Annotated in this window: 16 protein-coding genes, 1 tRNA gene and 1 pseudogene; 12 read left to right on the forward strand and 6 right to left on the reverse strand. The window is 55.2% G+C overall.

Annotation, left to right across the window (positions count from 1 at the left end):
- The first annotated feature begins 33 nt into the window (after positions 1–33).
- Positions 34–792: a 3'(2'),5'-bisphosphate nucleotidase CysQ gene (locus ABRP88_RS05150; protein ID WP_284853802.1), complete on the forward strand. Its 759-nt coding sequence runs from the start codon at positions 34–36 to the stop codon at positions 790–792.
- Here the strand turns inward: ABRP88_RS05150 and ABRP88_RS05155 are convergent.
- Entirely contained in the window at positions 789–1,457 is a 669-nt protein-coding gene (locus tag ABRP88_RS05155) for a TetR/AcrR family transcriptional regulator (RefSeq protein ID WP_349836483.1), read from the reverse strand. The genes ABRP88_RS05150 and ABRP88_RS05155 overlap by 4 nt on opposite strands.
- Positions 1,458–1,564: 107 nt before the next feature.
- Between ABRP88_RS05155 and ABRP88_RS05160 the strand changes: the two genes are divergently transcribed.
- The 11 genes from ABRP88_RS05160 to ABRP88_RS05210 all read left to right on the forward strand — a co-directional run bounded on the left by ABRP88_RS05160 (position 1,565) and on the right by ABRP88_RS05210 (position 11,621).
- Positions 1,565–2,458, forward strand: a complete 894-nt coding sequence (locus ABRP88_RS05160; RefSeq protein WP_349836484.1) for a Rossmann-fold NAD(P)-binding domain-containing protein — start codon at positions 1,565–1,567, stop codon at positions 2,456–2,458.
- A gap of 48 nt (positions 2,459–2,506) precedes the next feature.
- Complete coding sequence (locus tag ABRP88_RS05165) at positions 2,507–3,334, forward strand: thymidylate synthase (protein WP_349836485.1); 828 nt, start codon at positions 2,507–2,509, stop codon at positions 3,332–3,334.
- Positions 3,334–3,864, forward strand: coding sequence for a dihydrofolate reductase (locus ABRP88_RS05170; protein ID WP_349836486.1), 531 nt, complete (start codon positions 3,334–3,336; stop codon positions 3,862–3,864). Before ABRP88_RS05165 ends, ABRP88_RS05170 begins: the two co-directional genes overlap by 1 nt.
- Complete coding sequence (locus ABRP88_RS05175; RefSeq protein ID WP_349836487.1) at positions 3,864–4,145, forward strand: glutaredoxin domain-containing protein; 282 nt, start codon at positions 3,864–3,866, stop codon at positions 4,143–4,145. The genes ABRP88_RS05170 and ABRP88_RS05175 overlap by 1 nt, the downstream gene beginning before the upstream one ends.
- A 132-nt stretch (positions 4,146–4,277) precedes the next feature.
- Positions 4,278–4,350, forward strand: a tRNA-Arg gene (locus tag ABRP88_RS05180).
- 115 nt (positions 4,351–4,465) lie between these two features.
- Entirely contained in the window at positions 4,466–5,068 is a 603-nt protein-coding gene (locus tag ABRP88_RS05185) for a DJ-1/PfpI family protein (RefSeq protein ID WP_349836489.1), read from the forward strand.
- Positions 5,069–5,276: 208 nt separating this feature from the next.
- Positions 5,277–5,912, forward strand: a complete 636-nt coding sequence (locus ABRP88_RS05190) for an MptD family putative ECF transporter S component (RefSeq protein WP_284785647.1) — start codon at positions 5,277–5,279, stop codon at positions 5,910–5,912.
- A 50-nt stretch (positions 5,913–5,962) separates the two neighbouring features.
- Entirely contained in the window at positions 5,963–6,634 is a 672-nt protein-coding gene (locus ABRP88_RS05195) for an energy-coupling factor transporter transmembrane component T family protein (RefSeq protein ID WP_284851807.1), read from the forward strand.
- A complete protein-coding gene (locus tag ABRP88_RS05200; RefSeq protein WP_349836491.1) occupies positions 6,631–8,100 on the forward strand; it encodes an ABC transporter ATP-binding protein in 1,470 nt (489 codons plus the stop codon). The genes ABRP88_RS05195 and ABRP88_RS05200 overlap by 4 nt, the downstream gene beginning before the upstream one ends.
- Positions 8,101–8,107: 7 nt before the next feature.
- On the forward strand, positions 8,108–9,856 hold the full coding sequence (locus tag ABRP88_RS05205) for an ABC transporter ATP-binding protein (RefSeq protein ID WP_349836493.1): 1,749 nt from the start codon (positions 8,108–8,110) through the stop codon (positions 9,854–9,856).
- A complete protein-coding gene (locus tag ABRP88_RS05210) occupies positions 9,849–11,621 on the forward strand; it encodes an ABC transporter ATP-binding protein (RefSeq protein ID WP_284852308.1) in 1,773 nt (590 codons plus the stop codon). The genes ABRP88_RS05205 and ABRP88_RS05210 overlap by 8 nt, the downstream gene beginning before the upstream one ends.
- A 145-nt stretch (positions 11,622–11,766) precedes the next feature.
- Here the strand turns inward: ABRP88_RS05210 and ABRP88_RS05215 are convergent, their stop codons facing one another.
- From ABRP88_RS05215 to ABRP88_RS05235, 5 genes and pseudogenes are all read right to left on the reverse strand, one after another.
- A complete protein-coding gene (locus ABRP88_RS05215) occupies positions 11,767–12,087 on the reverse strand; it encodes a hypothetical protein (protein WP_284852323.1) in 321 nt (106 codons plus the stop codon).
- Between the two features lie 128 nt (positions 12,088–12,215).
- Positions 12,216–12,500 (reverse strand): annotated as a pseudogene (locus ABRP88_RS05220) (MFS transporter); the annotation flags it as partial.
- Positions 12,398–12,610: a hypothetical protein gene (locus ABRP88_RS05225; protein ID WP_284852322.1), complete on the reverse strand. Its 213-nt coding sequence runs from the start codon at positions 12,608–12,610 to the stop codon at positions 12,398–12,400. The gene ABRP88_RS05225 and the pseudogene ABRP88_RS05220, both read right to left, overlap by 103 nt.
- Positions 12,611–12,672: 62 nt before the next feature.
- A complete protein-coding gene (locus ABRP88_RS05230) occupies positions 12,673–13,119 on the reverse strand; it encodes a DUF2871 domain-containing protein (RefSeq protein WP_349836494.1) in 447 nt (148 codons plus the stop codon).
- A 200-nt stretch (positions 13,120–13,319) separates the two neighbouring features.
- Positions 13,320–13,550, reverse strand: a complete 231-nt coding sequence (locus tag ABRP88_RS05235; protein ID WP_284770582.1) for a hypothetical protein — start codon at positions 13,548–13,550, stop codon at positions 13,320–13,322.
- Positions 13,551–14,170: the final 620 nt, after the last annotated feature.

The following is a 14,170-nucleotide window of genomic DNA, read 5'->3' on the forward strand; positions in this document are numbered from 1 at the left end:
CCACACTCTAGTCCCCGTTGTAATGTGGGCACCATGACCGTCGAGATTTCTGATTCCCGCCTGACCAATTCGCTCGCCCAAGGCTGCGGCGAGATTTTAAAAGGTGTGCGCAATGGTGGCCTGCTGCGGGGCCTTTCGCTTGGCGATGCCGGCGATGACGCCGCCCAAGAATGGATCACCCGCGTATTAGAACAGCACCGGCCCGGCGATGGCGTGCTTTCTGAAGAGGCCTCCGATGACCTTGCCCGGTTAAAAAAGAAGCGTGTCTGGATCGTGGACCCGCTTGACGGCACCAAGGAATTTGCCACCGGCCGCCAGGACTGGGCGGTGCACATCGCGCTCATTGAGGACGGCACTCCTGTCCACGCCGCGGTGGGCCTGCCGGATTACGGCGTCACCTTCAAGTCCTCCGATGTGCGCGCCGTCGCCGGTCCGCTATCTCAAAAGTTCGTCATCTCCCGCAATCGCCCGCCCAAGGTGGCCGGCTATATCGCAGAAAAGATGGGCTATGAAACCGAGGGCGTCGGCTCCGCCGGCGCTAAGGCCATGCACGTGCTGCTTGGTGATTATGACGGTTATATTCACGCCGGTGGCCAATACGAATGGGATCAGGCGGCCCCGGTAGGCGTTGCCATGGCAGCCGGCCTGCACTGCTCCCGCCTCGATGGCAGCCCCATCACCTTCAATAACGAGGACACCTTCATCCCCGATCTACTCATCTGCCGCCCCGAGCTGAAAGACGAGATTCTAGAACACGCCGCGGCCTTTGCCGAGGAGAATGGCGGCTTTTAGAGCCCCAACCCATCGGCGAGCCGCGCCACCGATCGGGCATGGAACTCGGCGAACTCGCTCAGCGTATCGCGCCCTAGGTAGCCGAAAACCTCGGCGTTAATCAGCCCGATGATCCTCACCCAGGCCTCCAGCGCCATTTCCATGGCGTCCGCGCTGAGATCGGAGCCCGTGTCTTTCGCGGCTGCCTCCATATCGGCATCCAGCTGAGGCGATCGCTGCCTCAGCGGCACTACCGTGGACTGCTCAAGCAAGGCGGCGAGGCGACGGCTCACTTTGGTGCCCGCTGCTATCGTCTCGGCGGCTGGCGCTTGATAGCCCACAATCGGGGTGCCATAAATCAGGCCCCAACGTTGCGAAAATTCAAGGGCCCACTGCCTCATCGCACCTACGAGACCAATGAATCGCTCACGCGGTTGCACACTCGGATCATCGTGCCGCGCCACAGCCCCATCTAGGGAGTCAAAAGCATCAACGATGAGGAGGGTTATGAGGCTTGCCCTATCCGGTACGTAGCGGTAAATACCAGAAGGAACGATTCCTAGCTCACGGGCTATGGCCCGTAGGTTTAGCGCCTCTACACCACCACTAGCTAGTTGTTGCCGCCCCAGCTCGATGATGTGGGTCATCGTCTGTTCTCGGGCGCGCTCGCGTGGGGTTTGTGCCATGAGCAAACTATAGCAACTCACAAAAGAGAGCACTGCTCTTGCTTTCGGTGGCCCCGCCCTATATTTTTAGAGAGCACCAGTCACTAATATGAATAGGACTCCGCATAATGAAATTTCTCATCACTGGCGCCGGACCCGTTGGCCGGGCGGTTGCCCGCGAACTCACCGCCCGAGGCCATGAATGCATCATCATGAGCCGCCATGGCTCAGTGCTCGACCTAGGCCCATACGTACAGCACATCACCGGCGATGCCACCCAAAAAGAGTTCTACCCCGCAGACGTCGACGGCATTGTCCACTGCATCCACGCCGCTTATAACGCCGAGGCATGGCGCACGCTCCTCATCCCCGCTGAGGACACAGCCCTCCGCATCGCCGCCGAACGCGCCATCCCCATCGTCTTTCCAGAATCCATCTACGGATTCGATCCGAGCTACGAAACGTTTTCACCCGGTACCCCTTTAACCACATCCAGACAAGGAAAACCCGGTGTGCGCGCTGCGCTCATCAATACCCGCCTCGCTTCACCTGCCCGCGCCGTATCGGTGGTGGCCGCAGATCTATTTGGCCCGGATTCTGGCCCGGGGTGCGTGTATCACCAACTGATCATCGGCAAGCGCATTCCCCTCGCACTCTTCAACGCGCATACCAAGCATTCGGTTACCTACCTTCCGGACTTTGGCCGCGCGCTTGCTGATGCCCTCCTTGACCCCACCAGCCCACCTATCATTTCCGTACCCTGTGCCCCTGCAATTACCCAGGCGAAGTTCGCGCATCTCGCAGGCTGCCGGCACTCGCCCATAACGCTGCGTCCGTGGATAATCAGGCTCGGCGGGCTCTTTAATTCCGACCTTCGTGGCCTTTTGGAGATGCGCTATCTGTGGGAGCGTCCCTCCATCTTGGGTGGTGCTGGCGTCCAGTGGGAAACTACCCCGATCGAGCAAGCGATCCGCGAAACCCTTCGCACGGACAGCCCCACTACCAGCACCAACAAGAAATAGATTTTCCGACTATCCCCATGGCTTTCTAACGTTCTACACTGGGGCACCATGAGTGATACGTCCACCGCCTCTAGTGCCACTATCAATACCCCATATGAGGATCTCCTCCGCCGCGTCCTCGAAGAAGGCACGGCCAAAGGCGATCGCACCGGCACCGGCACGCGCTCCATTTTCGGCGCACAACTGCGCTATAACCTGGCGGAATCCTTCCCGCTGCTAACCACGAAGAAGGTCTACTTTCGCGGAATCATCGGCGAGCTGCTGTGGTTCCTACGTGGCGATTCCAATGTGAAATTCCTGCAGGATAATAACGTGCGCATTTGGAACGAGTGGGCCGATGAAAACGGCGATTTGGGCCCGGTCTACGGCGTGCAGTGGCGCTCCTGGCCCACCCCGGATGGCAGCCACATCGACCAAATCCAGCAGGCACTCGACACCTTGAAGAACAACCCAGACTCGCGCCGCAACCTGGTCTCCGCGTGGAATGTATCTGAGCTCGACCAGATGGCGCTTATGCCTTGCCACCTGCTCTTCCAGCTCTACGTGGCCAATGACACGCTGTCGCTACAGGTCTACCAGCGTTCGGCGGATATGTTCCTGGGCGTACCCTTCAATATCGCTTCTTATGCGGCGCTGACCCACATGTTTGCCCAGCAGGCCGGCCTCAAGGTGGGCGATCTAATCTGGACCGGAGGCGATTGCCATATCTACAACAACCACGTGGAGCAGGTACAGGAGCAGCTGTCCCGCGAGCCGCGCGAGTACCCGCAGCTGAAACTCAACAAGGCGAAGGACCTCTTCTCCTATGACTTCGCCGATTTTGAGGTGCAAGGCTACGACCCGCACCCGGCTATCAAGGCGCAGGTGTCGGTCTAATGCTCGGCGCGATCTGGGCGCAGTCCCTGGACGGCATCATCGGCGATGGCGCGCAGATGCCCTGGCACGTGCCGGAGGACCTCAAGCACTTCAAGGACGTCACCATGGGCGCGCCGGTCATCATGGGCCGCAAGACCTGGGAGTCCCTTAACCCCAAGTTCCGCCCCCTGCCCGGCCGGGAGAATTACGTGCTCTCCTCACGCGCGCCCGGCACGTGGTCAACTGGTGCTACGGTGGGCAGGACGATGCCCGCGCTTGCCGATGCCTGGGTCATCGGCGGCGGCCAAATCTACACCGCCGCTTTGGACCAGGTAGACCGCATCGAGGTCACTCTCATGGGCGTAAACATCGGCGATATCTATGGCGCGGATGCCGTCTTTGCCCCGGATATCCCCGATACGTTTGGCTTGGCCTACAGCACGGATTGGCTCACCTCTGACAAAGGGCATTTAGAGCTTCCCGAGCAGCCGACCAGCGAGCTACCCATGAAGTACCGCTTTTTAACTTACGATAGAAAGGACGCAGACTAATGACTGTACAAGCACCCGAAACCAATGCCGATGTCACCATCTTCTACGCCGACTGGTGCCCATTTTGCGCCAAGCTCATTAAGAACTTGGACCGCACCGAAACCCCATACGAGCTCGTAGATGTGGAGGACGATAACACCGACGACATCAACGAGTGGATCAAGTCCGTCAACGACGGCAACCGCATCATCCCCACCGTCTTGTACTTCGACGGCACCCACGAGACCAACCCGCCTGCATCCTCCGTGCGCAATAAACAGGAAGAACTGGCACAAGCCTAAACCTCATAGCTAAGGCTGCTCGCCCGACCCGGGCTATTCGCCCACCCCATACAAACGGCCGCGCACGCAGCCTTTTGGGGCGCACTCGCGCCCCACTGCTATGATGATCCGAGTTGCATAAGCAACATCCCCGCCCCAGTAGCTCAGGGGATAGAGCACGGCTCTCCTAAAGCCGGTGTCGGAAGTTCGAATCTTCTCTGGGGCACTAATTTGTACCCCTCTGAACTGCATCTGAGGGGTAAATTTTTCCACGCTTCTGCTTATTGACCCCAAGCACCAAAACTCTAAGGTGTCGAATTTGGTTTTGATACGGTTTAGTCATGAGCCAGACGCGTCCGCAGAACATTGGCATCGTACTTTTTGACGGGTTCGAGTTACTCGATGTTTTTGGCCCCGCAGAAGTACTCGCAAATACACCAGGCCTTGAAGTCAACTATCTGTCAAAACATGACAGCCCGGTAAGCAGCGCTCAAGGCGTACGAATAGTTCCAACAATGCGTTTTGAATCCTTCTCTGGAGATACTCTGCTTGTGCCAGGAGGACGCGGTACACGCTCACTTGTTCAAGATCCAGAATTCCTCCGCCAGCTAGCTGCCCTTGCAAGCTCGGCAGACATCATCACCTCAGTTTGTACTGGGTCGGCGCTACTCGCCGCCGCGGGCTTATTAGAAAACCACAGCGCTACCACCAATAAAAGCGCGTTCGACTGGGTTAGAACGCACGGCCAGAAAATTGAATGGAAAAAGCAAGCTCGATGGGTCCACGACGGCAATCTCTGGACATCATCCGGTGTGGCGGCAGGAATTGATATGGCGGTGGCCTTCATTACTCACTTCTTCGGTGAAGAAACAGCACTCTCAGTGACCAACCATATTGAGCTCATCGTCAACAGCAATCCCGATAACGATCCGTTTGCTGTCTGATTTCATTCGGTCCAAGCATGCAGAGGCGGTAAACCTTAGTTTCCTCATATCGATAAGTAGTTATTTTATGATCCCTAAAAGAACCGCTTATCTGCATTCGCCCCCATTAAGGGTAAATCTTCAGATCGAGCTAGAAATAGCTTATAAACAGTATTATACGTTTTAGGTAAGCCTTACTTTCCCTACTGTTTATGAATCGAGGTTTACCATGACCCAACAGTCCTCTACGCCCGCACGGAATACAAGCTCATCCAGTGGGTCGACGGCACGTTTAAACACCAGAGATCTCATCAACGCTGGCATCTTTGCTGCACTTTACTTTGTAATCACTTTTGTAACCGGGATGGTTGGATTCGCAGGACCACAATTCATGTTCATTGGCTGGTTCATCGCGGCAATCGCAAATGGAATCGTGCTAGCGCTTTATGCCGCCCGCACGCCCAAAATGGGCGCTTTCACCCTTGTCGGCGGTATTAACGGATTGGCATTCATGCTCACCGGGCACTACTTCTGGACCTTGCTGGGAAGCATAATTCTTGGGTTTATCGCGGATTTGATTATCACAAAAAGCCACCTCGGGATTGCCAAGTCCTTCCCCATTGCCTATGGCGTCTTCTGTGCCTGGGTTTCTTTGCCTTTTATCCCGCTAATTCTGGATACGGACTCATACTACGTCGATATCGCAGACCAAATGGGCCAAGAATACGCCGATGCTATGTCGGATATCTTCCAGCCATGGACCATTGGAGTACTGGCCATTTGTGCGCTCATCGTCGGCTTTATCGGAGGAAAGGTCGGAGTTCGCGTCAGCCGCAAACACTTTGAAAGCGCTGGTCTCCTGTGAGCTTGGACAAACAGGGCGTGCTTCGTCGATCTTCGATCGATCCACGGACCGTGCTGCTTTCTGTTCTAGTAATCAATGCGGTAGCTCTCAGCCACGGCCACCTACCGACACTGCTGATTTCTATCGCCTTCAGCTCCATCGCACTAGCTACAGTAAAGCCACACTATGGTCTTATTTGCCTGTGTGCTTTTGCATTATCCTATCTAGGGTATTGGGGCCTTTTACAGCTTCCTGGCTCCACATTTTTCGCTTTTTCGGCGGCAATTTTTTCGTGGCTAAGCCGTTTTGTCATCAGCATGTCCATCGGCGCATTCGGCTTGCTCACTCTCACACCATCCACGTTGACCTCAGCACTGCGGGACCTGCGTTTACCAGGCTGGGCCACCATTCCACCGGCGGTATTCCTGCGCGTTTTGCCGATCATCGTGGCAGAAGCCAAAGCCATCCGCGATGCCATGGTCCTTCGGGGTCTCCAGCCTGGAGCGAAAAGCTGGTTTACACAGCCCACACAATCGTCCGCGATGCTGATCATCCCTTTGTTAGGCGCCGTCGTCCGCGCTGGTGATGAGCTCGCTGCCTCTGCTCTTGTCCGCGGATTGGGAGGACCCACACGCCCAACCACCACCGCCGATCTTTCCTTCAAGCTTGTCGATGCAACAGCAATAGCTGGGTTGGGCCTCGTTGTTGCCTCTGTCTGGCTTCCCACGGAGGCCCAATTATGAACGAACGCAGTATCGCAACCAGTGTAAACGCCCATAACGTTTCTTTTACATATCCATTGGGCGCTCGGCCAGGCATTCAAGGTGTATCTGATGTGTCTTTTTCTGTCTCTCCAGGACAGTGCCTACTGATTACCGGTGATTCCGGATCGGGAAAGTCCACGGTGCTCAAGTTGATCAACGGACTCATCCCCCATTTCAATCCAGGAGAGCTACTAGGCACCATCACTATTACAAAGGATGGCCAGGACTTTAACCCTGCGCAGGAACCGCTGTCCCGCGCCATCGAGTTCAGCGCCTCAGTATTCCAGAATCCACGGACGCAGTTTTTCACTGAAAGCGTCAATGCAGAATTAGCCTTCGGGCTAGAAAACCTTGGTGTGGATCCCACAGAAATTGAATCTAGGATTCAATCAGCGGTCGAGTTGCTAGGCATTAACGATCTTCGGGGCCGGCGATTCAAAGAATTATCCGGTGGACAGTTACAAACCGTGGCATGCGCATGCGCGCTTGTGTCCCCGGGCAGTCTCGTGCTTCTCGATGAACCCACGTCCAACCTCTCCATGGAAAGCATCGATATTCTTGCACGCGTGCTACACCGCTTGAAGGAATTAGGCACAACGATCATTATCGCTGATCATCGCCTCTTTTTCTTAAAAGATATCGCTGACCAAGTTATTTACTTGACTCAGGGAAAAATAACGCGGAGTTTCCACGCGCAAGAGTTCTATGCCTTAGACGAACCCGAACGCAAACAATTGGGGCTACGCAGCTTACACCACGTTCCCCTGCCCGCGAGCGTACCGGTACCACCCACGCCCGAAAACGCCGATCCCCAGCGGAGCGGACTCGAGTTAAGCAATATCCGTTTTTCTTATGGCACGCATGAGGTGCTCAACATTGACCACGCATTTTTCCCCAGCGGCGAAGTCACCGCCTTGATTGGGCCCAACGGGGTTGGCAAAACCACCCTCGCCAGGATCATTTGTGGTCTTGCTTCTCCCAAACGCGGCGGTAGTCTCCGTTTGAACAGCAAACGAGTAGGAGCAGCAGCTCGGAGGCGCAGCGCGTACATGGTGATGCAGGATGTTGGCCGCCAGCTATTCGCTGCCACCACCGAAGAAGAGGTCACGCTCGGACTGGCAAAGAAGAAGCGGGACCACATCGATGTCAACGAGATTCTCCATCGCCTCGATCTGGAAGAGATGGCCCGACGGCATCCGCAGTCTCTGTCCGGTGGGCAACGGCAACGCTTAGCCATAGCTTCAGCCCAAGCCGAGCAAGCAGAGGTCTACATCTTCGATGAACCTACCTCTGGAGTGGGCTGGCGCCAACTGCAATCCATCTCTGCGCTGCTTCGATCTCTTGCAGCAAGCGGAGCAGTGGTCATCGTTATCACCCATGACCACGAATTCATCCAAGAATCAGTCACTCGAATCATCGATATGACGGAAATAAATAAGAATTGAGAAAGAAATGTCTGAGATAAAACAAAGTTCCACAGAATCAAGCGGAACCCACGCACCAGAATCACACGGTGCGTCACCGGAAGAAGAGGCTCGCGCAAAACAAAAAGCCGGCCAGGTCGCTCTAAAAAAGCTACTGGCCCCAGTGCAAACAACCATCTACTTCGCACAGTTTCTCGCGCTTATATCCTCGGTACTCGCCGTAGCACCCTACGTCGCGTTGGTGGCACTGGGAAATGCTCTAATCAACGGAAATACTGATGACGTCGCGTCCATTGTGAAATGGCTCCTTGCAGCATTTTTGGGCCAGCTATTCTTCTATTTCCTTGCCCTTACGATCACCCACTTCGCTGATGCAAAGCTGGTGGGGATCAACCGGCGCCGAATTATTACCGCTATTGCGAAAGCACCGCTGTCTTGGTTTAGCCAAACTAATTCCGGCAAAGTCCGCAAAGCAGTCGAGGACGATACGCTAACTCTGCACACCCTGACAGCCCATGCCCCTGTAGATCAAGTTGCCGCAATCTTCACGCCTCTTGCGCTTCTGGTTTATGCCTTTATCTTGGATTGGCGCCTTGGCCTGCTTTCTATTGCCACTGTGCCCATTTTCCTAGCAATCCAGGCGTATTCAATGAAAGATATGGGCACAAAAACTGCGGAAATGGACGATTATCTTGGAGAGGTTTCTGCCACTGCAGTGGAGTTCTCCGAAGGTATTTCCGTCGTCAAGGCTTTCGGCACCGTTGGCAAAGCCCACGCTCGGTACCGCGAAGCTGCTAAACAATTCGCTATCTTCTATTACGAGTGGGTACGTCCGCTTCTTCGCGTTAGCGCAATTTCAGAATCCGTGGTGGCGGTTCCCGTGCTCATCCTTATCAATGTAGGAGTCGGTTCCCTGCTGATAGCTGGTGGCTATGTCACGGTCGCTGAAGTCATCGCAACAACGTTGATTGCACTGGTGATCCCGGGCACGATTCAAACCGTCGGCCGAATGATGTGGTCTTACCAGCTCGCTGGCAATGCGGCGTTGCGCCTTGATGAGGTTATGACTATTTCCCATGTAGAAGAAGGCTCAATGAGTCTCGATGCCCGTAGTCAAGAAATGAAAGTGGAGTTCCACAATGTCAGCTTTAGTTACGGCCCAGATACACCGGTCCTCCAAAACTTCTCTGCCCAGCTAAGTGCAGGTACCGTTACGGCATTAATTGGTCCCTCTGGTTCTGGCAAATCCACAGCAGCAACGATGCTGGCGCGTTTCCAGGATCCAGATTCGGGCACAATCACTATCAACAACGTGGATACCCGTGATCTCACTTTCGACAGTTTGTACCGCACTGTGGCTTTCGTCTTACAAGATCCTCACTTACTGCGCATGAGTATTCGGGAAAACATTCGCCTTGCACGCCCAGAAGCGCGCGATGAAGAGATCTGGCAAGCAGCAGAGGCCGCGCACATAGCTGCTGATATTCGCGCTTTACCAGCTGGGCTCGACACCGTTGTTGGTGAGAACATCTCTTTATCCGGTGGACAACAGCAACGCATTTCTATTGCCCGGGCAATTATTACCAATGCCCCAATCTTGATCCTGGATGAAGCTACTGCGGCAACCGATCCTGACTGCGAAGCAGAAATTCAAGCGGCTCTGGCCACACTCGTAAGAGACAAGACCGTCTTGGTCATAGCCCACAAACCGGAGTCAATCCAAGGCGCAGACCAAATAATCCGCCTCAAGCCTGTGAAGGATAATTCTCATGTCTAATGCCACCACGCCTGCTAGTTCGCGGCTTCGTGATCCGTTACTTACTCGCAGTGTCAAAAAGCTGCAAAGTCCTGTAGGTCATAAGCTCAATAAAAGGCATGCTTGTCTATCGCTTATCGTTGGCGTGCTTGACGGCCTCGCCGTTCTCACGCTCGTGCCACTTACAAAGGCACTCGATGGGGATACGACGATCACACCATGGATGTGGACGCTTTTGGCAATTGCGCTCGTAGCTTTTGCGCTACGATTTTTCGCAACCATGGCCTCTTACCACACGGCCTTGGATTTCATCCGAACCGCGCACACGACTGTGGGCGATAAATTGGCAACGCTACCGCTCGGCTGGTTCATACCGGCTAATACCGGCGGGCTATCTCGTCTCGTCTCAGATCGTTTTATGGTGGCGGCCGAGACTCTTGCACATACTCAAGGCATGGTGTACCGCGATGGTGCAGCACTTATGACCCTGTTGGTTGGAGCGTGTTTCTGGAATCCGCGGTTGGGATTGGTCTTTCTAATCATCGCACCATTGGCGCTCGTGGTGATGCAGTTGGCTGCATGGATTCGTGAGAAAGCATCGAACCGCACACTCGGGCCGAGTAAAGAGCTCTCCCAGCGCATCGTAGAATTTGCTAACCGCCAGCCGGCCTTGCGCGCGGCGGGAAAATCACAAGGGTTTGCGCCGCTTGAGCAAGCACTAGAAATCGATCATAAAGCACGGATACGCGAGCTATGGGTATCCACATTAGCTTTGCTACTCAACGGCATAGTAGTGCAGATCTTCATCGTGGCTCTCATTATGGTCTCCGCGGATCTTGCCGTTGAAGGCGCCCTATCGCCACTAGAAACAATTGCGATCATCGGAATCAGCTTGAGGTTTACCCGCACGCTTGAGCAGCTGGGCTCTTGTTTCGTCGGTTTAGACGCAGGCCGTATCGCGCTCGCAGAAACCGAGCTCATCACCGATGCCCCTTCCCTGCCAGAACCCACTACTCCGCGTACAGGAGACGGTTCGGGCAGTGTTGAGCTGCGCAATGTCACGTTTGGGTACGGAGATAAGCCGGTATTGGTCGATGTCGCCTTCCACGCCCAACCGGGCACCGTTACCGCCATTGTCGGTCCTTCCGGCTCCGGAAAGACCACAATTGCGCGCCTTATTTCACGATTCTGGGATGTAGATTCCGGGGCGGTGATGGTTGACGGCGTAGATATCCGCGAGCTTGGAACCGAACAGCTAATGTCCAAACTATCCATGGTCTTTCAGGACGTCTATCTCTTCGATGATTCGCTGATTGCTAATATCCGCGTTGGTCGTCCCGATGCCTCCGATGAGGAAGTCTTCCGCGCAGCTGATCTTTCAGGCGTGACTGCTATTGCCAACCGCCTAGGGTGGCACACTCCTGTTGGTGAAGGCGGGCGGCTTCTGTCCGGCGGCGAGCGCCAGCGCGTATCTGTTGCTCGCGCGCTGCTCAAACAAGCGCCGATTGTCCTCTTTGATGAGGCTACCTCCGCGCTCGATGCAGAAAATGAGGCAAATATCCTTGCCGCAATGGACGAGCTACGGGAGAAGTCTACTTTTATCGTCATCGCCCATAAGCTGGATACAATTAAATCGGCTGATCAAATCGTAGTCTTGGATGAACACGGGCACGTCAGCCAGCTGGGCACGCATTCTGAGCTTTCCGATGTCCCCGGAATCTACCGTCACTTCTGGCAGCAACGCAAAGCAGCACGCGGGTGGAAAATCAGTTCGGGACGCGATTAACGCGGGCACCGAGATCGGCATTGCTTGCGGGGGCACCCTTCTCCCCCGCAGCAAGGCACACCCTAAGTGCACCAACAAAGCCCAGAGCGAGAGAATGCGTTAGCGGCCACGAGCAACCACTGCGCGGCGTTGGTCATGCCCTCGCTTAAGGCCTGCACCACTGCCCCAGGCGCACGGTGCTTTGCGTTGCGGAGGCGAACCCCAGGCCCAAGCCGTACAGGGTCAGCGGTGCGGCGATGATCCAACCATTCGTATCCGTCCCCATAAGCGGGACGAGGATAAGAACGCCGACGGTTTCCAAGCCGAGCCCGATGAGCACGGTGCCAGGCGCCCCCGTACCGTGCCGCGACGTGGGGGCTGCTGCACCGGAGAGAATGCACCGATTGCCATGGCTGACAGCGCGAAGCCCACGGCCGAAACCGCGAGCGCCACCGGCACCGGTGAGATGGGCGCGTTTTCTGACCACGTCCAGCCAAAGAAACTGAACGAGGATTGGGGTTCCCACCAGCCTAGGTCGGGCCTCGATAATCGCGAATACCAAGACACCCATTCCGTCAGTGCACCACCGGCGAGCAGTCCGAGCGCTGCAGCCCCAGAAATCACCGCGCCCCACACACCAAAGGCTGCGGCGCGGTACTTGCCACGGAATACGGCATTAACCGTAGAGAGCGTGGACGGCATGATGAATGCGGCGCCGATAGCTTGCACGGCTCGCGCGGAGGTCAAAGGCGGCGGTGGTAGAAAACCCGCCAATACGCTGCCTTCCACAAATATTGTCAGGCCGGTGAGGAAGGCGCGCTTGCGTCCCCAGGTACCCGCAATCTTGCCCGTCGCAGCAGCAGCGCAGCTAATAGCACCGCATAGAGGCTGTTGACCCACTGCGCCTGCGTCAGGTTAAGCTGCTGGTCAGTGATGACCGAGGGCAATGCCACGCCGACGATAGTGCCATCTAGAACAATGATGCCCAACCCGACGGAAAGAACCGCCAAGCTTATCCAATCGCGGCGAGTAGGCGCCGTGACGTTTTATTGTGCGCTGTGCTCGCTCATAGTTAGGCGTTCACCGGAGCTTTGGTGCTACCCTCATCTGGTTCCTTGATGGCCCGGCCCAAATTCACGAGAAAGACCGTCAGCCCCACAGTGATGAAGATGTGGCCCAGACCAGCGATGCCCGAAATCATCTCATTGGATTCCTTGCCCAGCACCGTCAGTATGCCGTGCGAAATTTGCATGCCGACGGTGAGCACAACGCCCACGTTGTACAGCCAGAAAAATGAGTTGAATAGCTGGCGGTGCCGCGACAGCGCGAAGACCTTTTCCAGCGCCAAGAAGATGAGGAATAGCATGAAGCCCAATGCCAGCAAGTGGGTGTGGGCCACGCTTAGCTGCGTATATTCGCCTTCCGGGAAATCTTGTAGCTTCGTAAACTCCCGATAAAACAAGCCGGCGACCAAGCCCAAGACGAGGTAGAAAATCGCTGCCCTGTACAAAGCCTTCATGTCATTACTCCTTCCCAGTCATCACCATGACTGGATAGCCGAGGGGATCAAGTTCTCTAAATACATATCTTGCCCCGACTTCTCTGGCTTTGAATCGCAGAGGCGGTTGAACCTTCAATCAACCAGTAGGTTGATTGAAGGCGCTTAACGTCGTGTCCTCTGCATTCCCGCAAGGAATATGGCCCCCAAAACTAGCGCTTCTAGCGCTCGGCGTTTAAATTTTTCTTTTCAAATACAGGACCGGAACGGGCCAGCGCAAGGATCACTAGTACGGTTCCGATGCCCACTAAAAGCAATGGAACCACAGCATTACCTGACTGCTGCCCAGCATCGGCAGCATCAATTCCGGTGCTAATTAAAATAGGCGCTGCGATGACCAAAACCACGCCGACGAATCCGGTAGCCAACGACAACTGCAATTTCTGATTCAACGCTCATCCTCATTCTTTCGACGCCGCCCGGAAGCATAATCCGCCAAGGATAGAACGACTCCTATGAGCAAAATTGCGACCACTAGAATCAGTGCCCAGTGATGGTCATTAAACAGAACCCCGAGCACGATGACTACCAAGGCGGAGACGCCGAATGGCCGGAAATACCTCCACAAGCTTCTCATGGTTCTCAAGCTACCATCGCCGCCATTCAAAATGCATGTGCAGGCTCAGGCTAAGGGGCTGGTATCTCCTCTCAAAAGTTCGCTATTCGCTTCACCCAAGGCATTACTTATATCTCCTTGAATGGACCTGACCCCCATTTGGTGGACACCTGATATCCAACGGGCCTGACCCCTGTTTGGCGGACACCCGATATCCAGCCCAACCGGGTTGGAAAAATAGTAATCTACCGCCCTGTCCGGGTATTCCGAACAGGGGTCCAGTCCTACATCCACCCACTGGAGTACTTCCCAAAGGAAGAGCCGTTTCAGGAGCCTGAAAACAAAGACTAGTTTTGGTATAATAACCAATTTGGGCTCTTGTGCTGGAAGGAACCAGGAAAACTGGTCCTTGGTCAGCACAGTTTTTGAACTAATCCGAAGTTAAGTTACGGTTGT

The organism is Corynebacterium sp. KPL2734, from assembly GCF_040225595.1.
Classification (GTDB): domain Bacteria; phylum Actinomycetota; class Actinomycetes; order Mycobacteriales; family Mycobacteriaceae; genus Corynebacterium; species Corynebacterium rhinophilum.